This is a genomic window from Aliterella atlantica CENA595 (assembly GCF_000952155.1).
Lineage (GTDB): Bacteria > Cyanobacteriota > Cyanobacteriia > Cyanobacteriales > Chroococcidiopsidaceae > Aliterella > Aliterella atlantica.
In genome coordinates this window covers 106,339-125,933 of record NZ_JYON01000002.1, presented here as the reverse complement: position 1 = coordinate 125,933, position 19,595 = coordinate 106,339, and the positions used below count along the sequence as shown (strand labels likewise).

The 19,595-nt window shown below is 44.3% G+C and carries 20 protein-coding genes; 11 read left to right on the top strand and 9 right to left on the bottom strand.

From position 1 onward, the window contains the following. The first annotated feature begins 24 nt into the window (after positions 1-24). The 4 genes from UH38_RS03095 to UH38_RS03080 are packed head-to-tail and all read left to right on the top strand — an operon-like array spanning position 25 to position 3,412. Positions 25-879 carry a phosphate ABC transporter substrate-binding protein gene (locus UH38_RS03095; RefSeq protein ID WP_052672235.1) on the top strand — a complete coding sequence of 285 codons (855 nt, stop codon included), beginning with the start codon at positions 25-27 and terminating at the stop codon, positions 877-879. Then, a complete protein-coding gene (gene pstC / locus UH38_RS03090; protein ID WP_045053159.1) occupies positions 860-1,714 on the top strand; it encodes a phosphate ABC transporter permease subunit PstC in 855 nt (284 codons plus the stop codon). Before UH38_RS03095 ends, pstC begins: the two co-directional genes overlap by 20 nt. Then, positions 1,707-2,639, top strand: a complete 933-nt coding sequence (gene pstA / locus UH38_RS03085; protein WP_082065291.1) for a phosphate ABC transporter permease PstA — start codon at positions 1,707-1,709, stop codon at positions 2,637-2,639. The genes pstC and pstA overlap by 8 nt, the downstream gene beginning before the upstream one ends. Next, positions 2,636-3,412 (top strand): phosphate ABC transporter ATP-binding protein, encoded by a 777-nt coding sequence (locus UH38_RS03080; protein ID WP_045053158.1) that lies wholly within the window; start codon positions 2,636-2,638, stop codon positions 3,410-3,412. Before pstA ends, UH38_RS03080 begins: the two co-directional genes overlap by 4 nt. 87 nt (positions 3,413-3,499) lie before the next feature. Here the strand turns inward: UH38_RS03080 and UH38_RS03075 are convergent, their stop codons facing one another. Beyond that, a complete protein-coding gene (locus UH38_RS03075; RefSeq protein ID WP_045053157.1) occupies positions 3,500-4,351 on the bottom strand; it encodes a LysM peptidoglycan-binding domain-containing M23 family metallopeptidase in 852 nt (283 codons plus the stop codon). A gap of 158 nt (positions 4,352-4,509) precedes the next feature. On the opposite strand from UH38_RS03075, the gene UH38_RS03070 reads away from it, so the two are divergent. Continuing rightward, positions 4,510-5,715, top strand: a complete 1,206-nt coding sequence (locus tag UH38_RS03070; RefSeq protein ID WP_045053156.1) for an HhoA/HhoB/HtrA family serine endopeptidase — start codon at positions 4,510-4,512, stop codon at positions 5,713-5,715. A 292-nt stretch (positions 5,716-6,007) separates the two neighbouring features. Here UH38_RS03070 and UH38_RS03065 read toward each other — a convergent pair whose 3' ends face one another. The 5 genes from UH38_RS03065 to UH38_RS03050 form a co-directional block, all read right to left on the bottom strand. Further along, on the bottom strand, positions 6,008-6,256 hold the full coding sequence (locus UH38_RS03065) for a hypothetical protein (protein WP_045053155.1): 249 nt from the start codon (positions 6,254-6,256) through the stop codon (positions 6,008-6,010). A gap of 41 nt (positions 6,257-6,297) precedes the next feature. Next, complete coding sequence (locus UH38_RS26625; RefSeq protein WP_160295925.1) at positions 6,298-6,447, bottom strand: hypothetical protein; 150 nt, start codon at positions 6,445-6,447, stop codon at positions 6,298-6,300. Positions 6,448-6,486: 39 nt separating this feature from the next. Beyond that, on the bottom strand, positions 6,487-6,975 hold the full coding sequence (locus UH38_RS03060) for a DUF2243 domain-containing protein (RefSeq protein ID WP_045053154.1): 489 nt from the start codon (positions 6,973-6,975) through the stop codon (positions 6,487-6,489). 189 nt (positions 6,976-7,164) lie between these two features. Then, positions 7,165-7,929 (bottom strand): SDR family oxidoreductase, encoded by a 765-nt coding sequence (locus UH38_RS03055; RefSeq protein WP_045053153.1) that lies wholly within the window; start codon positions 7,927-7,929, stop codon positions 7,165-7,167. Positions 7,930-8,035: 106 nt separating this feature from the next. Further along, complete coding sequence (locus UH38_RS03050; protein WP_045053152.1) at positions 8,036-8,881, bottom strand: Cif family virulence factor; 846 nt, start codon at positions 8,879-8,881, stop codon at positions 8,036-8,038. Positions 8,882-8,949: 68 nt separating this feature from the next. Between UH38_RS03050 and murG the strand changes: the two genes are divergently transcribed. After that, the gene (murG, locus tag UH38_RS03045; protein ID WP_045053151.1) at positions 8,950-10,014 is read left to right on the top strand and encodes an undecaprenyldiphospho-muramoylpentapeptide beta-N-acetylglucosaminyltransferase; all 1,065 of its coding nucleotides are present in this window, start codon (positions 8,950-8,952) and stop codon (positions 10,012-10,014) included. Positions 10,015-10,149: 135 nt separating this feature from the next. Here murG and UH38_RS03040 read toward each other — a convergent pair whose 3' ends face one another. Beyond that, complete coding sequence (locus UH38_RS03040) at positions 10,150-11,223, bottom strand: LacI family DNA-binding transcriptional regulator (protein ID WP_045053150.1); 1,074 nt, start codon at positions 11,221-11,223, stop codon at positions 10,150-10,152. Between the two features lie 135 nt (positions 11,224-11,358). On the opposite strand from UH38_RS03040, the gene UH38_RS03035 reads away from it, so the two are divergent. The 3 genes from UH38_RS03035 (at position 11,359) to UH38_RS03025 (ending at position 14,091) form a co-directional block, all read left to right on the top strand. After that, on the top strand, positions 11,359-11,658 hold the full coding sequence (locus UH38_RS03035; RefSeq protein WP_045053149.1) for a hypothetical protein: 300 nt from the start codon (positions 11,359-11,361) through the stop codon (positions 11,656-11,658). 50 nt (positions 11,659-11,708) lie between these two features. Further along, positions 11,709-12,914, top strand: a complete 1,206-nt coding sequence (locus UH38_RS03030) for an MFS transporter (RefSeq protein WP_045053148.1) — start codon at positions 11,709-11,711, stop codon at positions 12,912-12,914. Between the two features lie 148 nt (positions 12,915-13,062). After that, on the top strand, positions 13,063-14,091 hold the full coding sequence (locus tag UH38_RS03025; protein WP_045053147.1) for a glycosyltransferase: 1,029 nt from the start codon (positions 13,063-13,065) through the stop codon (positions 14,089-14,091). Position 14,092: 1 nt separating this feature from the next. Here the strand turns inward: UH38_RS03025 and UH38_RS03020 are convergent, their stop codons facing one another. Next, the gene (locus UH38_RS03020) at positions 14,093-17,305 is read right to left on the bottom strand and encodes an efflux RND transporter permease subunit (RefSeq protein ID WP_045053146.1); all 3,213 of its coding nucleotides are present in this window, start codon (positions 17,303-17,305) and stop codon (positions 14,093-14,095) included. Between the two features lie 2 nt (positions 17,306-17,307). Then, on the bottom strand, positions 17,308-18,663 hold the full coding sequence (locus UH38_RS03015; protein ID WP_052672234.1) for an efflux RND transporter periplasmic adaptor subunit: 1,356 nt from the start codon (positions 18,661-18,663) through the stop codon (positions 17,308-17,310). A 400-nt stretch (positions 18,664-19,063) separates the two neighbouring features. Between UH38_RS03015 and UH38_RS03010 the strand changes: the two genes are divergently transcribed. Together UH38_RS03010 and psbM are read left to right on the top strand one after the other, a co-directional pair. Further along, on the top strand, positions 19,064-19,363 hold the full coding sequence (locus UH38_RS03010; protein WP_045053145.1) for a 2Fe-2S iron-sulfur cluster-binding protein: 300 nt from the start codon (positions 19,064-19,066) through the stop codon (positions 19,361-19,363). Between the two features lie 73 nt (positions 19,364-19,436). Further along, positions 19,437-19,553, top strand: coding sequence for a photosystem II reaction center protein PsbM (psbM, locus tag UH38_RS25265; RefSeq protein ID WP_072044876.1), 117 nt, complete (start codon positions 19,437-19,439; stop codon positions 19,551-19,553). Positions 19,554-19,595: the final 42 nt, after the last annotated feature.

Sequence of the window (19,595 nt, the reverse complement as noted above, 5' to 3'; positions counted from 1 at the left end):
AAAAACACTATATATTCACGACTAATGCAGAACTTACATAATTTGGCTCCTTTTTCTATTGGTATAGCTACTGTCTTATTGTTGCAATCTTGTAGCAAGCCCCCAGAAGCGGCAAACAAGCAAAATGATGAATTGCAAGGCAAGCTAGTTTTAACTGGTTCTAGCACTGTAGCGCCGCTTGTTTCTGAGATAGCAAAGCGCTACGAGTCTCAGCATTCGGGAGTACGTATTGACGTGCAAACAGGTGGTTCTTCACGCGGAATTGCCGATGCTCGTCAGGGAGTAGCAGATATTGGCATGGTATCGCGATCGCTCAAAGATAACGAGAAAGAACTGCAAGCTTACACTATTGCCAAAGATGGCATTTCATTAATAATCAATCAGAAAAACCCAGTTCAAAAACTCACTGACAAGCAAATTGTAGATATCTACACCGATAAAATTAACAACTGGAAACAAGTAGGCGGTTCAGATGCTCCGATTACAGTAGTTAACAAAGCTGAAGGGCGTTCTACCCTAGAACTATTTGCCGATCATTTCCAAATCAAAACCAAAGATATCAAAGCTGATGTAGTAATTGGTGATAACGAGCAAGGCATCAAAACAGTAGCAGGAAATCCCCACGCGATAGGTTACGTGTCTATAGGTTCTGGTGAATATGCGGCAACTCACCAAACTCCGATCGAATTGCTGCCAGTTGAAGGAGTAACAGCCTCCATCGCCAACGTTAGCAAAGGCACTTTTCCCATTTCTCGCCCTCTCAATTTGGTTACAAAAACAACTCCAACAGGGTTGCAAAAAGACTTTATTGATTTTGCCCGTTCCTCGCAAGTGCAGGACATAGTGAAGGAGCAATATTTTGTCCCAGTCGCGCAGTGAAGCAATCCTAGTATGGATATTGCAAGCAATGGCACTTTTGGCAGCAACGGTTGTGCTTTTAATCGTGCTATTTCTAATTGGCGAAACCTTGCCCATTCTGCGAACAATAGGTATAAATCGATTCTTCAACGACCCTGACTGGCATCCAACTAGCGCAGAGTTTAACTTGCTACCAATGTTATGGGGAACGCTATTTGTCACAGCAGGATCGGTTCTGATCGCAACGCCGTTAGGTATTGCTAGCGCGATTTTTTGCCATTATTATGCCCCAGTTGCGATCGCTCTTTTGTATCGACGTTTGATTGAATTATTGGCAGGCATTCCTTCTGTAGTTTATGGCTTTTGGGGTTTAGTCGTGCTAGTACCAATTATTGGACGCATTCATCCACCTGGAGCAAGTTTACTAACAGGAATTTTAATTTTGACGTTGATGATTCTACCCACAATTGCCTTATTAGCAGACGCTAGCTTGGCAAATGTGCCACCAGAGTATTTACGCGGTTGTGCAGCAGTAGGACTAGGACGCTGGGCAACGGTGCGCGGTGTTGTGTTTCCAGCAGCTTCGTCAGGTTTAATAACAGGTGTAATCTTAGGAACAGGACGGGCAATTGGTGAAACTATGGCAGTGCTAATGGTTTGCGGTAATGTGGTACAGATTCCTACGAGTGTATTTGAACCAGTGCGGACTTTGACGGCAAATATTGCTCTAGAGATGGCTTATGCAGTAGGAAATCACCGCGCTGCCTTATTTGTTAGTGGCTTAGTTTTGATGGCAATGGTTGTCGCTTTAGTTATTGTTGCCGAACTGCTGAACAAGGGACAGATTTATGACTAAAAATTCAGCCCTCAAAGATAGACAAGATCGAATCGACTCTAATTCTGGGCTGACAAAATCCCAAAGTCTATCTTTAAACTTAAGCAAACAGCTAGAAGAACTGTTTTGGAGTGCAATAATTTGGTCTGTTGTTGTTTTAGTTACAGGAGCGCTGCTATGGCTATTGAGCGATGTATTCTGGCATGGTATCGGTCAGGTATCTTGGGAGTTTCTGACTGCAGAGCCAAGAAATGCAGGTCGAGATGGAGGTATTGCGCCAATTATAGTTTCAACAGCCCTAATTATCGGAGTTTGTCTAGCTGTTTCAATTCCGATATCAATTGGCACTGGCATACTGCTGGCTGAATTTGCATCGCATTCAAGTGGATTGGGTTTATTGGTGCGCTTGAGCTTGGACATATTAGCTGGCGTTCCTTCTATTGTCTTTGGACTATTTGGTAATGCTTTTTTTTGTAAGACATTGGGGATGGGCTTTTCTATTCTCTCTGGTGGATTGACGCTAGCTTGTATGGTGCTGCCGATTTTGATTCGCTCCACGCAAGAAGGATTTGTTGCTGTACCAGACGACTATAGGCGCTCGGCTGCGGCGTTGGGAATTTCCCGTATAGCAATTTTGTGGGAGCTATTGCTACCTGCTGCCATGCCTGGAGTAGCGGTAGGGCTATTATTGGGTTTAGGACGAGCGATCGCCGAAACAGCAGCTTTAATTTTTACTAGCGGTTATGTAGATAGAATGCCAGAGTCACTATTTGATTCAGGGCGATCGCTTTGCGTCCATATCTACGATCTTGCCATGAATGTCTCAGGAGGAGAACCTAATGCTTATGCCTCTGCTCTGGTATTGGTAGTATTTTTGGTGCTAATTAATGGCGCTATATCGTGGTTAGCAGAGCATTTTCGGCAATCTAAAATTTTTGTGGTATGAATAGCGCAAGTCAACCTCCGTCAATGCAAACAGAGCGGTTAAGCCTAAATTACGGGAAAAAACCTGCTTTTACAGATGTGTCATTAGCGATCGCATCTGGTAGCATCACAGCACTAATCGGTCCTTCCGGCTGCGGCAAAACTAGCTTTTTAACTTGTCTAAACCGCCTAGCCGAGCTAACACCAAGTTATCAAATCTCAGGGCGCATCTTACTAGGAGAGCAAGACGTGCAAGCTCTCGACACAATTTCACTGCGCCGTCGCGTCGGAATGCTGTTTCAAAAACCTAACCCATTCCCGCTCTCAATTATCAGAAATATCGAATTTCCTTTGCGAGAACATGGAGTAAAAAAACGAGACGAAATCGATCGCCGAGTTGAAGATGTGTTGCGAGATGTGGGACTCTGGGATGAAGTCAAAGACAGGCTTTCGGCTTCTGCTTTTTCCCTTTCTGGTGGGCAACAACAACGTTTGTGTCTAGCTAGGGCATTAGCGCTAAAACCAGAGGTGCTGCTTATGGATGAGCCTTGCAGCGCTCTCGATCCGATTTCTAGCGAAGCTGTAGAAGATTTGATTACCAGTATGCGTGGTAGATATACGCTGCTTGTTGTTACCCACAACTTAGCACAGGCGAAGCGGATTGCCGATGATGTAGCGCTATTTTGGGTAGCTGAGGGATCTGGTCAACTAATTGAGTCTGGTTCAGTTAACCAAGTTTTTGAAGCGCCACAGCACCCCTTAACTGCAGCTTATGTTAATGGTAGGAGGGGTTGACTATTAGGTCTTTTGCATAAGTTTTTAATTTTGACGGACAAGGAGACAAGGAGACAAGGGATTGGATTGCCTGCTTTTGTACGAAGTCTATTGATTAATAAACTGTTTTGTGGGATCTTCTGCAGTCCAACCTAGTTTAGATGCATAACGCAGTTCAAAGTGCAGATGCGCTTGACTAGAACTAGGGCTTCCTGTTGTCCCGACTTTGCCAATTAAGTCGCCTGGTTTTACTACTTGTCCAGTCTTTACTGCTATAGTTTGCAACTGCGCGTAGCGGCTTTGATTGCCACCTTGATGATTGATTACCACCAAATTGCCGTAACTTCCTTGTTCGCCAGCAAAGGCAACTGTCCCCGTTGCTACAGCGTCTACAGGCGTTCCTACTGGTGCGACTAAATCTAACCCGCTATGAAAAAACACTTTACCCGTACTCGGATTTAGCTGCCAACCATAGCCTAAAGCTACTTCTGCTTTTTGCGCCAAAGGATAGTCTATCGCAGCTCGACTAGAACTTGTAACTACAGGTGGCGGCGACCAATTTACTCCAGGAATAAATACAACTTTTGGCTTAGTTTGACAGCCATTAATTTCAAAAAGTACATCAGCGCGAACTTTGTATTTTGCTGCTAGCTGTTGCCAAGTTTGACCTTTTGGCACGTTGAGGCGAATCCCATTGTAAGGAGGAATAACAATTTCGCTCCCAACAGCGACTTGTCCGGTTTGCAGCGCTGGATTCATGCCGATTAAAGTCGCGGGGATAAGATTGTATTTTTGGGCAATGCTGGCTAAAGTCTCCCCAGGTGCTACTTGATGGCGAACTAATTTAGATAATGCTGGCTGGGAACATGACGGTTGGCTAGGTGCAGCCAGAACATTTCTATTTGCTACTAACGAACTAAGAAGTATTGAAAACAACATTAGCCAGTAACGTTCGGTCATAGGATTAAATAAATAATTAATTAGGATTGTTGTCAGCAAGCAAATACCCGTGTTAGCTTTGTCTCGCCTCGGCATTATTTCAGGTGAGGGTGGCGATCGTTCTCAAGTTTGTAAATTCATATCTGCATGGCTGTCATTAGGCAGAAATACTAAATAATATGGGTGTCTCTTTAAAACAATTAGCTGTTTCTTTTACTTTACTGGCTATAGGTGGCGGTGTGGGCTATTTAGGTAGCCGATATCTACCCGTACCAAGGCAACCATTTCAGCAACTTAGAACAGTACCAGTAATTCAGCCGCCCCTTGCACCATCACAAAATCCCAGTAGCGTAACTGGTGGCATCATCCCACCTAGTGACGATCGCAATTTTATCGCTACAGCAGTAGAACAAGTAGGTCCAGCGGTAGTGAGAATCAACGCTACGCGCAAAGTCGCAAATCAAATCCCCGAAGCTCTCAATAATCCGCTATTTCGCCGCTTTTTTGGCGAAGAACAACCAATTCCTGATGAGAGAGTAGAGCGCGGTACAGGTTCGGGCTTTATTTTAAGCTCTGACGGACGCTTGCTCACCAACGCTCACGTTGTTGCCGATACAGATACCGTCCAAGTTACCCTCAAAGATGGGCGCAGTTTTGAAGGCAAAGTAATCGGTGTAGACGATGTGACTGATGTTGCAGTAGTGAAAATTAATGCCAATAACTTGCCGCAAGTGAGAATTGGTAACTCCAATAGCTTGATACCCGGACAATGGGCGATCGCCATTGGCAATCCTTTAGGCTTAGATAATACTGTTACTATTGGCATCATTAGCGCCACAAACCGCTCTAGCGCTCAAGTTGGCGTTCCCGATAAGCGAGTTAGTTTCATTCAAACAGACGCAGCCATCAATCCTGGTAATTCTGGCGGACCTTTGTTAAATGCCCAAGGTGAAGTAATTGGCGTAAATACAGCTATTCGTTCCGACGCGCAAGGGTTAGGTTTTGCCATTCCCATTCAAACAGCCGCCCGCGTTGCTAATCAGCTATTTAGTCAAGGACGGGTGGAGCATCCTTTTTTGGGAATTAAAATGGTAGACCTGACCAGTGCTAATAAAGAAGATATCAACAAAGAAACCAATTTAGATATCAAACAAGACTCTGGCGTTCTCATCGTCCAGGTAATGAGAAAATCGCCTTCAGAGGAAGCAGGCTTACGTGCAGGTGATGTAATTCAAAAAATCAATAATACACCTGTCAAAAAGTCTTCTGAAGTGCAGCAGTACGTTGAATCTACTACTATAGGAACTGTGCTAAATTTGGAAATTAACCGTGAGGGGAAAAAGCAGGTAATTGCGGTGAAACCTGGGGCGTTCCCTGATAATTAGGGGACGAGGGAGATAAAAGATAAGCTGATAGACATTCAAATTACAACCTCAGAACACTTAAAGCATGGGCGTTTAGCTCGTTCCTCGGGCAAATTAAGTCTGTTTTAGCTTATCAATAAATTGAGAGCCAATTGTGAAGTTGTGTGGCAGCAAAAACCGTTGAACTATTAAGATCGCCCACTGCCTCAAACAAGCGGGAGTAGGGGATTGTCCAGTCGCCGAGTAGACGACTTTATTTTATCCACTATGGGAATAGGAAAATCATCTATCCTCCAGAATACTTAAGCGATCGCTACTCGATAAAGTCGTCAATGTTTTCGTTTCTGGCGACAACCTTCACACCTGGATAGCCCTCGACACTTCCACTAAAGACAGCCGTTGCAAAGTCAATCGATGCTGCAAGTGCCATTCTGCTGGCGCAGTGCAACTTAACCTCATCATTGACATTGGGATATGCTTTGTCAATGTATTTGAAACATACATCTAGATATTCCATAGCAGTCATGCCTGCCTGTCTCATAGCACCGTCTGGATTCATCATGGCTTGATTCTCCGGTTTGATAATGTTAGAGCCTTTACGTATCAGCTAACTGAAGCGCCGCCTATTCCTATTTGGCACAGTTTACGCAGCGTACCAGTAGATTGCAACCTCAGGCGAATTAATAGCGCTTTTAGTCCAATTAAATCTGGATTAAACTTTAATTTTTTGGCTTTGGTGAACTCTATAGTCATTCCAATGCAGACATTGTTAAATGTATAGTGAAGTTGGATTTAGGCGATCGCATTATCACCTTTTTTCGCCGCCTGTATTAGCACCCACCCAACTAGAACTAAAATTGCGCCAAGGACAATAAATCCAATATCCCAAATTAACTCATTTGCTCCTGGCTTGACGTGATGAATGCCTAGAATTTGATGATCGATGATGCCTTCAATAACATTAAATGAGCCTGCACCGATAAGTATGGAACCAAACAAAGTATTTGAGGAACGCGGTACGTCATCGCGCTGCACTGCTTGCCAAAGTAAATAGATACCTAATACAGTAAAAATCCAGGTAGCAGCATCAAATAAGCCATCCCAGACCATATTTACCTTCATTTGCGCGATCGTTGTTGGCGGTCGGACGCTGCTTAACATATGATGCCACTGGAGGATTTGATGTAGGACAATGCCATCTACAAATCCTCCTAATCCTATCCCAAGCACAACACCAGCAGTAATTAAAGGACGAAGTACAGATTTACTGTTGGCTTCCATAAAACACCTCGCGTTAAAGGGTAGCGTGAGCAAATAAACGGAACTGAGCAACAGCTAGATTGCCGAGCAATTGTGTATTCTGCCTACTTTCTACCATTGCCTACTCTTTCTAGGTAATGCGCTGAAGATAGAGAAGTGCGATCGCAATTGGTACGCTATCAACCCAATTTTTCGCAGTGTTTTCCCTAATTAGGTTTGCCGATTGAAAAGCATTGAACCTGCTTGATCTGTAGGCATCAACAAGACTTCGCTAACATTGACATGAAGTGGACGAGTCACGCAAAACAGGATGACATCTGCGACATCAGCAGGCGTTAAAGGTGTAAGTCCTTGATATACTTTCTTAGCGCGATCGCCATCGCCACGAAAGCGCACTTGACTAAATTCTGTTTCTACTAACCCAGGATCTACCGAACTTACTCTTACAGGCGTTCCTAATAAGTCTTGTTTTAAACCTTCGGAAATTACTCTAACAGCGGCTTTAGTTGCACAGTAGACATTGCCATTAGGATAAGTATAATGTCCAGCAGTTGAGCCAAGATTGACGATATGACCTTTACCTCGGCTAATCATTCCAGGGACAATATAACGCGTCAGGTAAAGTAAGCCTTTGAGATTAGTGTCAATCATTTCTTCCCAATCTTGAAAATCGCCCTCTTGAAACTTATTCAAACCGCGACTTAAACCAGCATTATTAATCAAAATATCGATAGCTGACCAGGGTTCTGGTAGTTTCTCAAGTGTAGATTCTACCGCAGAGCGATCGCACACATCCAACGCTAATAGGTGTACTGAACTATGACCTAATTCCTCGGCTATTTGTTCTAAACGTTCTTGCCGTCTAGCTACCAATATCAATTTTGCCCCAGCTTGAGCAAATACCCTAGCACAAGCTGCGCCAATGCCACTACTAGCACCAGTAATTAAAACGATTTGGTCTTGAATCGAAATCATAGTTTATTTATAAGAGACAAGGGGACTTTTACAGTGACCAGTGACCAGTGACCAGTGACCAGTTGATAAACTGTAAAATATCCCCCTGCTTTCCCTACTCCCCTCTCTATCTAATATTCAACACTCTACCGCCAGCGCGAGGGCGAGTTCCACCTAGTACGTTGAGGCGTTGCGTGATTTGGGTTAAACCATCTCCCCGAATTACGACTGCTGATAACCAGCGATCGCCTGTACCCGCCGGAACTCTACCAACTTTGAATAATCCGCCTGCTGGCAGCAATTCTAACTGTACTGGTGTGGGATTGAAATACTGATTTACCTGTACGGGTTCCTCAACTGCTGCGCCGAGTAAATAGTCTTCTTTTAAAGGCTCTTGGACGATCGCATCGAAGTTGTATTGTTGTCCAGGTCTGACGCTAGCTGGTAATTTTACATTTAGTGTTGGTGGCTTGGTTCCGGCGCTCAGTTGGCTGCGTTCTGACAAAACCTCTTGACTGACCATTTTTTGATTTTCGTAGCGCTGGCGCGTTCTGATTGTGGCTTTGAGAGCCAAATTGCGGTTGTCAGCTACTTGAGAACCTGTGATATTTGTCACTGTTTCGGCAACAATTGCATTACCCTGTGCTTGCCAAGATTGCAGTTGAGTTTGATATGTTAGCTGTGGGTAGCGCTGCCACAATTGAGTTAGCGCTTTTTCTAGCGTCTGGTAAGTTAATCCGTCTGTATGTGTGAAGTTGGGACTGTAAAATTGCATTACTGCTTTTACATCCTTTTTGTTGGCTGCTGCATCGATTTGCACCAACAGATTTTTCAACTGCGGCGGTGCTGTGGCTGGTGGTGCCGCAAAAACGCGATCGCTTGCTGCAACTACGGCGATCGCGACCAAAAATCCCAGCCAATTACTATAACGATTTTTCTTAGCAAATAACGAAAAGGTAAGAAAGTTACGCATAAGTGATAGTTTGGTTAGTTAATTGTTCGATCTTAAGGCAACTTGGGCGCTAACTAGGGAAAATATAGATGTCAACTCCAACAAAATTACTAATTGCTGCTAGCGGTACTGGCGGACATTTATTTCCGGCGCTTGCTGTTGCCGAACAATTGTCAGATTATCAAATTGAGTGGCTAGGTGTCCCCAATCGTCTTGAAACTCAATTAGTGCCTTCTGCGTATCCCTTACACGCGATCGCTGTCGAAGGGTTTCAGCAGCGTTTGGGTTTAGGTACTTTCAAAATTGTAACTCAACTTGTCGGTGCGATTTTTCAAGTTCGCAAGCTGTTAAAACAAGGTAATTTTCAAGGTGTATTTACTACAGGCGGCTATATTTCGGCTCCTGCTGTACTTGCCGCGCGATCGCTCGGTTTACCTATAATTTTCCACGAATCCAACGCTTTACCTGGCAAAGTTACGCGTACGTTTAGCCGTTTTTGCAGCGTAGTCGCAATTGGCTTTGAAGCTGCGGCTAAATATTTGCCTGGTGTAAAAACAATTTACACTGGTACGCCTGTGCGATCGCAGTTTCGCTCTAGTAATGTCCCCTTAGAACTACCAATTCCTGCCAATGTGCCGTTAATTGTAGTTTTTGGCGGCTCTCAAGGTGCGGTAGCAGTCAATAAGTTAGTGCGCGAGTGCGTTCCTAGTTGGTGCGATGCTGGTGCTTGGGTTGTTCATCTTACTGGCGATAAAGATCCTGATGCTGGTAGTTTGCAACAGGAGCAGTATTTGACTTTGCCTTTTTATGACAACATGGCAGGGTTGTTAAATAGAGCCAATTTAGCTATTAGTCGCGCTGGTGCTGCTAGTTTAACTGAGTTGGCGGTAACGGGAACGCCAGCAATTTTAATTCCTTACCCTTTCGCTGCGGAAGATCATCAAGCTTATAATGCCGAAGTATTTACATCTGCGGGTGCAGCGTTAGCTTTCAAGCAGTCAGAACTTACAAAGCCGTTACTGGAAAGCAAAGTTTTGAGCTTGTTAAATTCACCCCAATTAGAGGAAATGGCGAAAAAAGCCAAAGAAATTGCAGTTGTTGATAGTGCAGAGCAATTAGCAGCTTTGATTAGGAAGTTAATTGAACGCAGATGAACGCAGATAAACAAGGCAGTACGCCCAAAGCGGCTTTGCCGACTTGAAGCACCTGCCGCGCAGATGTAGGTGCAGTCTTGCTGTAGGTTGCGTAGATGTATGTGGGAGGAGTCAAATATTGTTTGTACAAGCGGTTTAAGTTTTGGGCGCAATTCCTGACGATTCTCTGATTGCTAGTTCTGTAGGCAGAATTTGACAAATGGTTTGCCCAACATTTTCTAGCAGAAATCTGGCTGCAATTGCTCCTTTTTCAACTAAGGGCTGGCGTATAGTAGTTAATCTAGGTCGAATCTGAGTAGCTAAAGGAATATCATCAAAGCCGACAATCGATAAATCTGTCGGTACATCTAAACCCAGTGTCTCTGCTGCGCGTAATGCTCCAATTGCTAGGCGATCGCTCATTGCTAAAATACCAGTTGGTCTAGGTGTACGATTAAGTAATGCTAGTGCTGCTGTAAAGCCACCATCTTCTCTATTTAATCGTTCTTCTATGGGTATAACATCGGGATTAATCCCTGCCTCCCGTATTGCATCTTGATATCCTTGCAAACGAGCTAACAGATGGGGAAATGTTGCTGTTTTGATGCGCTGGGCGTTAACTGTACCCTCGTAACCATCAAAACGCATTTCCATTGCAATGATGCCTAATCTTTTATGGTTGCAATTGATTAAGTGAGCCGCGGCTATATAAGCTGCTTGGCGATCGTTAATACTAACTGAGGAAACATTGTGCAGATCGGGGCGATCTACCGCTACAGTTGGTAAATTGCGGGCTAATACATGGGCTGTAGCTTCATCTGTATTGGGAGTAGAGTAAACAATGAATCCATCTACTACAGCTTGTTGAATAGTATTTAAAGCCGTTTTACTCATTGCCATTGGGATAATTAGCAAACTTACCTTTGCTGGTTCGCATACGCTAGCAATTCCTTGGAGAAAGGCGATCGCTACTGGATCGCTAAATGCATAGGGTAATGATTCACCAAAGACAACTCCAATAGCTCCCGCCTGTTTAGTTCTCAGCATTCTTGCTGTGGGATTTGGTCCGGCATAACCTATCTCTTTCGCCTTTGCCAATATCTTGTCTCGCAGTTCGCAAGAAAGTTGATCTGGGCGATTAAAGGCATTGGAAACAGTTGTCCGCGAAATCCCTAGCGCTTTGGCTATTTCTAAAAGCGTGACAGATTTTAAGGCGTTGTTGCGTTCCATAGTATCAGCGATCGCTTCTAATCAATCTTGCCTGAGATAGAGCCCGATCGCTTGCCGAATCGAAATATATTTCTTAACATGGAAGTACTCTCTGAATCGATTCAGAGAGCGTTAGTTTAAGAGGAGTGTGTTCTAATGAGAGCTTATCAACACAAGTATTCGTACAAGCAGAATGAGTATGCTACAACATCGTCAAAAGATTGGCGGCAAAGGTTTGTAGAGATAGTTAAAGGTGTTGGCATTCGCTGCTACAACTTTCTCAATTCAGCAAATGAGCCTGAAGTTAAGGAAGTTATCGATAAAAATGGGCTAACTTCCTGGCAAGTCTACGATCCTCAAAGCGATCGCACTTTCTACTTAAGCTCCCATCAAGCAGTGTTGGAATGGATAGAAGAACGATACTACAATCGGCAAGCGCCTTATTTTTTTAATTAACTGAATCGATTCAGTTAGAATAATAGGAGTTAAAGCGCCTAGCAGAATTTATGAAGTCCCACAGAGCAAAGCGATCGCCCCAAATAGCACCCGCCTGGATTGGCATAGCGATCGCTTTCTACGCCTTTATTGCAATTGGCATGGCTGAAAGTGGCTTAGGCGTACTTTTGCCCTCGATTATAGAGACATTTGCTCTTTCACCTGCAACCGTGACTTATTTATTTATTAGTCAAGTTGCTGGCTATGTAATTGCTGCTTTTAGCAGTAGCATAATTAGCAATTGGTTAGGACTTGCACCTATGCTACTTGTTGCGGCGATCGCCTTAACCACAGCTTTAGCAACTTATGCAATGGCTTCCGCTTGGTTTGTGATGGTTATAGTTGGGACGTTGCTTGGTTTGAGTATTGGGCTAATAGATGCAGGCATCAATACTTATATAGTCAGCGACGGGCGCGAGGCAAAGTGGATCGGATTATTGCACGCATTTTATGGAATTGGCGCATTACTAGGACCGACAATTGCCACTACCTTACTGGTAATAGGGCTAGAATGGCGGCAAATTTATCTGGTATTTACTGGCATCGTTGCTTTACTGGTAGTAGCAGTAGTTGGGATTGTGATAACTCGCTACCAACCGATGATGGCAAAAACAGCAGCTAAGCGTAATGCTTGGGCAGATATCCGGTTAGCACTTGGAACGCCAATTGTCATACTTACAGGCTTATTTTTGCTACTGAATGTAGGGATAGAAGCAGCATTAGGCAATTGGGCATACACAGTTCAGCACGTTAGCCGTAAATTTCCCGCAGCTACGGCAGGATATAGCGTCAGCGCCTTTTGGCTGGGTTTTACTACAGGGCGGTTAATCCTCGGAATTTTAATTAATAAACTAGGTGCAAACCGCTTAATCAATGTATCTTTAGCTACTTTGGCTTTGGGGCTAGCAAGTTGGTGGTTGCTACCTGGGCAATGGTTGAGCTTGCCGTTAATTGGCTTTGCCATCGCAGCTATGTTCCCGACTACAATTTGGTTAATGCCGCAGCGAGTACCCAGTGCAATTGTACCTGCGGCAATCGGTTTTGTTAGTAGCGTTGCCAGTTTAGGGGCGGCGGTAATTCCAACGACAATTGGTTGGATTGCTAACCGCGCAGGGTTGGAAAGCATACCAGGATTAATCTTGGTATTAGCGATCGCTTTAATCGTCTTGCATCGATATTTAGCGCAAAGTCAAGTAAAAGATAGTACGCACCATTAAAACTCCAGAAAATGCGATCGCTCTATAGAATCTGAGGATAAGCTAAGTAATTATCATTTTTGAGGTGTTACACAGGCATTAAGGCAGCGTACAATTAGGTAAAAGTTAATACACGAGCAAATGCCTTACGCCTGCTCCTAGGTAAAAAATGAGCAACGAACGTCCAAAATATCCCGCGATCGCTTCTGTAGCGCCAGAAATTTATCGACCGCTTTGGTCGGTGATGATTCCTAACTATAATTGTATAGATTATCTTAAACCCACACTTTTAAGTCTGCTTGCACAAGCTCCTAGCCATGAATTGATGCAGATTGAGGTAGTAGATAATTGTTCTACCGACGGCGATGTAGAAGCGTTAGTTAAAGAATTAGGTAGAGGGCGGATAAGTTTCCATCGTCAGCCGCAAAATATCGGTGCAATTGCTAACTTCAATGCCTGTATCGAACGTAGCGTTGGGCAACTAATACATATACTTCATTCTGACGATATTGTATTACCTGGGTTTTATGAAACCTTCCAACAAGCATTTGAGCAAGAACCGACAGTGGGGGCAGCATTTTGTCGTTCGATCTATATAAATGAACATGGCGCTCAAACTGCTTTATCGCCTTCTAACCGAGCAAGAGCGGGCGTGTTTCCAAACTTGCTAGAATGCCTTGCCAAGTCGCATTTGATTCTATCACCTGCTTTTGTAGTCAAACGTGAAGTTTACGAACGCTTAGGTGGATTCCACCCCGATTTATTTCATGCTGGCGATACAGAGATGTATATGCGAATTGCGTCGCAATACTCAGTTTGGTACGAACCTACACCACTAGCTTGCTATCGCAAGCATACTCAATCGCAAACTTTTTCGCTGATTAAGTCTGGCGCAAATGCAGCTAACGTGCGTTTGGCGATCGCCATTTCCGCATCGTACTTGAGCGATCGCACGATCTCTCAACTCCAAGAATTTGAGGCAATAAATACTTTTAGAGAGGTATGCTGGCAGCTAGTCAAATTAGACTTTGCCACCGCATATATACAGATGCAAGAAGCACTAAAATTTAGCAATTCTCCAAAAACTCTGCTTAAAATGGTTGTGTTTTTAGCTAATCTCATGCTTACTGTTGGCACAAGTCGGCTGCAGACAATGGTATTTAAGTTCGCACGCCCCAAAATTAGTAGTTCTAATTAGCCTATCTTTTTTTCAGCAATAACTTAGCCTTGGTGCTATATCTACCTAGCTTCAGCTTGAACAGACTATGGAGCATGACATAAAAGCAAGGAATAATAAACAAGGTAAGTAAAGTTGCCAAAGACAAACCAGAGAAAACTACAATTCCTAAAGGCTGCAAAAACTCGCTACCCTCACCAACTCCTAAAGCTAGGGGAAACATCCCCAAAACAGTAGTAATAGTTGTCATTAACACAGGGCGAAGACGTTGAGGCGCAGCGCGTAAAATTGCCGAAGTGCGATCGCATCCCTCTTTTTCCCGAATCTGATTTGCCAACTCCACCATAATAATCGCGTTGTTGACGACAATGCCCACCAACAACACCGCACCTACCAATACAGTCGCACCGATCGCTGTTTTAGTAATATACAGCCCAAAAATGCCCCCAGCCAAAGCCAAGGGTACTGTCAGCATAATTACTAAAGGATCGACAAGAGAGTTGTATTGCACTGCCATCACTACAAATACTAGAAAAGCGGCTAGTCCCCCTAATACTTTGAGGGAGTCTTGCAACTGGCGATTAGTTTCACTAGCCGAACTTGGTAAAACACTTACACCTGCTGGCAGTTGCACGTTTTCTACTACGCTGTTTACTTGAGCAATAGCATCGCCCAAACTTGCACCCTCATTTAAGTTGCCAGCAATCAAGAAGACTTGGCGCTGATTAATCCGCTGAACTTCGCCTGGGGCTTGACCTTCAGTAATTTGAGCTACATCGGCAAGCCGAATTTGGCGATTGCCATCTACAAATAAGGGAATGCGTTCTAATTGCGAAGCTTGGGCGATCGCATTTTTATTTAGCTGCACGCGCACATCCACCAAGCGATTGCCTCTTTGCAATTGCGTCGGTACAGATCCTTCGATTGCTGTCGCGATCGTATCGCCAATTTCTTGTGTATTCAAGCCTAATTCTGCTACCCGTTCCCAATCTGGGCGAATCTGCACTTCTGGCTGTCTGGGGTCAGCATCAGGGCGAAAACTAGCTAAAGTTGCTCTTGCATCCAAAGCTTTTAATACTTGCTGTCCTGCTTGTCTGAGTTCTTGTTCGTTCGCACCTTGTAAAATTACATCAATCTCTGCGCCTCTAACCGGAGAGTTCGTTAAAACTAAGCCGCGTACTTCACCTGGTCTTAGCCGCAGACGAATACCTGCTAAATTTAGCTGATTAAATTCTTGCGTTACCCGTTCTACATAAGCCTCAACATCGCTACCAGGTTTTAAAGTAACAGTGCTAGAACCGCGTAAAGGATTTTCACTTGTATTATTCCCGAACAAAAATCCCCCAACTGTAGAGAACACATATTCTGTATCTGGTTGCTTGAGCAAAATATCATCGACAGCAGCCATTACCTTACGGTTTGTCTCTAAAGGAGTCCCAGGAGGAAATTGAGCAAACAAACTTGCTTGTCCGGTATTGATGCGGGGGAGGATTTCTTGAGGAATTTGTCCTGCCATCCAAAAACTACCAGCACCAAGGATAAGGATAGCGATCGCCACAACCATAAATCTATAGCGCAGCACCTTTGTTAGCAAACCGCCATAGCCTCTAGTAGCTGCATCAAATCGCTGATTGAACTGCCGCAGCAGCCAAAAATTGCCTAATTTACTCGAAGCGCGAATTGCAAGCATTCGAGATGTAGCCATCGGCACAACAGTCACAGCAATCAAAATAGAAGCTGCAACAGCAAAGCTAATAGTCAAAATTAGCTCGTTAAATAGCAGCGAAATAAAACCACCAATCAGCAAAAACGGTAACACTGCAACTAAGTTAGTGCTAGTAGAAGCAACCAAAGCAGATTCTACTTCCTGACTGCTCCTTGCCGATTGGTCGATTAGTTGTTGAGAATTAAGTCGTGCTTTACTATCTTTCCCTGGAGTCATGCCTGCACCTTCGGCAATATTCTCTAGCATGACAATAGAGTTATCAACAACAATTCCTACACCCAGAGCCAAGCCACCCAAGCTAAAAACGTTGATTGATAGCCCAAATAGCCCCATAAAAATAATGGCGGCTAGAGTAGCTAAGGGAATCGAAAGCACAATAATTATCGTCTGCCGGATAGAACCAAGGAAAAGCAGAACAGCTACCGCAGCAAGTCCAGCACCAATTAACCCAGAACTTGTCACGTTAGAAATAGAATTGCGAATAAACCGCGACTCATCCGAAGTAGGAATTAGTACCACATCAGCCGGAATTAAACCAGATGCTCTTAATTCTTCAATGCGCTGTCTAACGCCATCGACAATAGTAATAGTGTTCGCATCTGGCTGTTTTTGAACGCTGATTTTTATTGCAGGCTGTTTATTAAGGAATACAAATACCCGTTGATCTTCAGTGCCATCAATTACCTCAGCAAAGTCTCGTAAATAAACGCGACGGCGAGGGGTAGAAGAGTCAGAGGCAGTGGAGACTTCAAACGAGATATTTCTGATTTCTTCAGCATCTTGAAAACGCCCTACAGTACGGGTTAAAGGTTCTGTTGTTTCTCCTTGAATGCGTCCGCCAGATATATCTTGATTGCGTGCTTCTAGTTCGTCCAAGACATCAGTTAAAGCTACGCCGACTGCTTGCAAGCGATCGAGGTCGATATTAACTCGTACTTCTTCATTAACGCCACCAGAGACATCAACTGCTGCTACTCCTGGGACTACACTAAGTTCGCGCGAGAGTTCTTCATCAGCAAACACGCGTAAATCTTTACCCTGCAAAGACGAAGAAGTTAAGGCAAGCTCGTAAACAGGCAACTGCGAAGGATCGGCTTTAAATAGTCGAGCTTCCTCAATAGTATCTGGCAACTGTCCGCGCCCTCGGTTAAAAGCCGCAGTAGCTTCATTTAACGCTTGATCGATATCTCCACCTGGTTGAAAGAACAAGTCTAAACTTACTTGTCCTTCACGAGTTTGCGAATAAACTTGGATGACACCCTCAGTAGCCGATAATGCTTCTTCCAAAGGTCTTGTAACTTCATCAACCGCGACTTCTGGGGAAATTCCAGGCGTACTAACCCGAACACCAATACGTGGATAGGTAATTGAGGGCAGAAGATCGACTTGCAAATTAGTCAAGAAAAATATTCCTACCACAATCACCGCCAAAGTCAGCATGAGAGTACCGATATGCTGGCGAATTGCGATCGCACTAATACTAAATCCCGAACCGTTCTGTGCCTGCATGACTATTGCCCCCGCTGCGGTTGTTCCGAAAGAAATGACAATCTGACAGTTTCGCCATCTTTTAGGGGTTCGCCACTACGAGATACAAATCTTTCTCCTACCTTCAACCCCGACAAAATCTCCACCTTGCCATCAGCCCGTTCGCCCAAAGTCACAGCACGAGATTCAACCGTAGCTTGTTTGTCCGTCTCCCCTTGCGCCACCACAAACAAAGTTCCGCGATCCTCCTGTTGTCCTCCTTGTCCTCCCTGCCCTCCAGCCAAAGCCGACTGCGGCACTACAACCCGCTCTTGCTCTCCACTCTCAAAACTTACTCGCGCTAGTAAGCCACTACCAATTCTGCTGTTACTGTTAGGAATAATTACTTCTACAGGCACTAAACGCGCTGTGGCATCGGCTGCGGGATAAATACGGGTAACTCTGCCTACTATTGTTTCTTGGGGAAAAGCATCTAATTTTACATTTACTGATTGCCCAGGGCGGATATTTGCTAATTCTCTCTCCGATACTTCTACTCGCACTTGCACGCGACTAAAATCAGCAATTTGCAACACCTCATCGCCTGGGCGAATTAAATCTCCACTCTCACGCAGACGTTGTAAAATTACGCCCGAAATTGGCGCTGCTAACCGCGTAAAAGAACGGCGCTGTCGTTCTTGAGCAACTACTGCTTGTTGGGATACAACTCTGCCTTGCGCTGCGGCTACTGCTTGTTGTTGGGTACTGACTTGTTCTTGTGCTGCTCGCAATGCTTGAGCGGCTGTCCGCGCGTCTGTTTGCGCTTGCTGTGCCTGTTGCGCGGCGATCGCTCCTTCCTTAAATAGTGCTTGCTGTCTTTGCGAATCTGCTTGCGCTTGTTGCAACTCTAATCGGGCGCTTTCTACGGCTGCACGCGCGTTACTCACTTGACTTTGGGCGCTGGCTACTTCCGATCTTCTCGCGGCTAGTTCTGCTTCTGCCTCATTTAACTGCGTCCTCAAGATCGCATCGTCTAATTGAGCGACTATTTGCCCTTGCTTGACGATATCGCCAACATCGACATTTAACCCTAGTAGTTGTCCTTCTACTTGCGATCGCAATGATACCGTTCTCACTGCTTCTGTACTACCTGTATATGTAGGTGTAGCTACTAATGTGCCAGTACGGGCGATCGCTACATCTACGGCTGTGGGCTGATTTGCTTGCTGAGATTGCGCGTCTGCTGCTTCTTTTGGTAAATTACCGCAGCTTGTCACGATCAAGCTCGTACCAACTATAACAGCGCTCAAGATGTAGCGACATTGACCTTTGTTTTTTCTAGCTAAAATATGCTTCTCCCTATTACTCTCTGGCTCTTTGCACCTAGCTCCCAAGGTCATCCTATCGACTCCTAACTTGTACCTTTTGCAGTAAAAGCGTCAATTTACAAGGGTTTTCCCCATTGTTACAATAAATTTTTAGTTGAGGTTACTTTATTACCACAGCTTTGTATATTTTTTAACTACTTTATTAAGTTATTTAAATATTTGGTATGCTTAATTTTAGCGTAAGTCAGAAATGATGAAATCTGCCACTTTCAAGAAGACAGAAAGTTTAAAGTCAAATATATTGTTTCTATTTGGGCAAAAAGCACTTAAGGTTAGCTAGGGCGAACTGATCTATCGTCTTAGCACTAAGTCGATTAAAGAAAATAAGTTTCCCAGCATTCTACTTCGCAAATAGTAAGTTAACTGGTGTACGAGAGAAAAATCTGCAAGCAGACGGTCAACAAGGGAGCAAATGGCTAATATTAAGTTTGTCAAAGAAAATAAAGAAGCGATCGCCGCAGATGGGGCAAATTTGCGCCTCAAAGCGATCGCCAATGATGTAGACATCTACACATTCATGAGCAAAATGATGAACTGTGGCGGTTACGGGCAATGCGGTACGTGCATTGTCGAGATTAGCGAGGGCTTAGAAAATGTTTCTCCCCGCACAGATGTAGAAAACCGCAGGCTAAAGAAAAAGCCCGATAACTACCGCCTAGCCTGTCAAACTTTAGTCAATGGACCGATCAGCGTAATTACCAAGCCAAAGTGAAACAATAAATCTATACTGCAATTAGTGATATCCTAAAACTGTTGGACTGGAGACCGAGAGAGGCTTTCTTTCGATGCAAGTTAATGATTTGGGTTTCGTGGCGAGCATTCTGTTCGTACTCGTACCTACCGTGTTTCTGTTGATTCTCTATATTCAAACCGCTAGCCGCGATAGCAAAAAAGATTCGTAGGGCGCGGCGACATTGCACCCCTACCCAATCTAAAAAAATCCC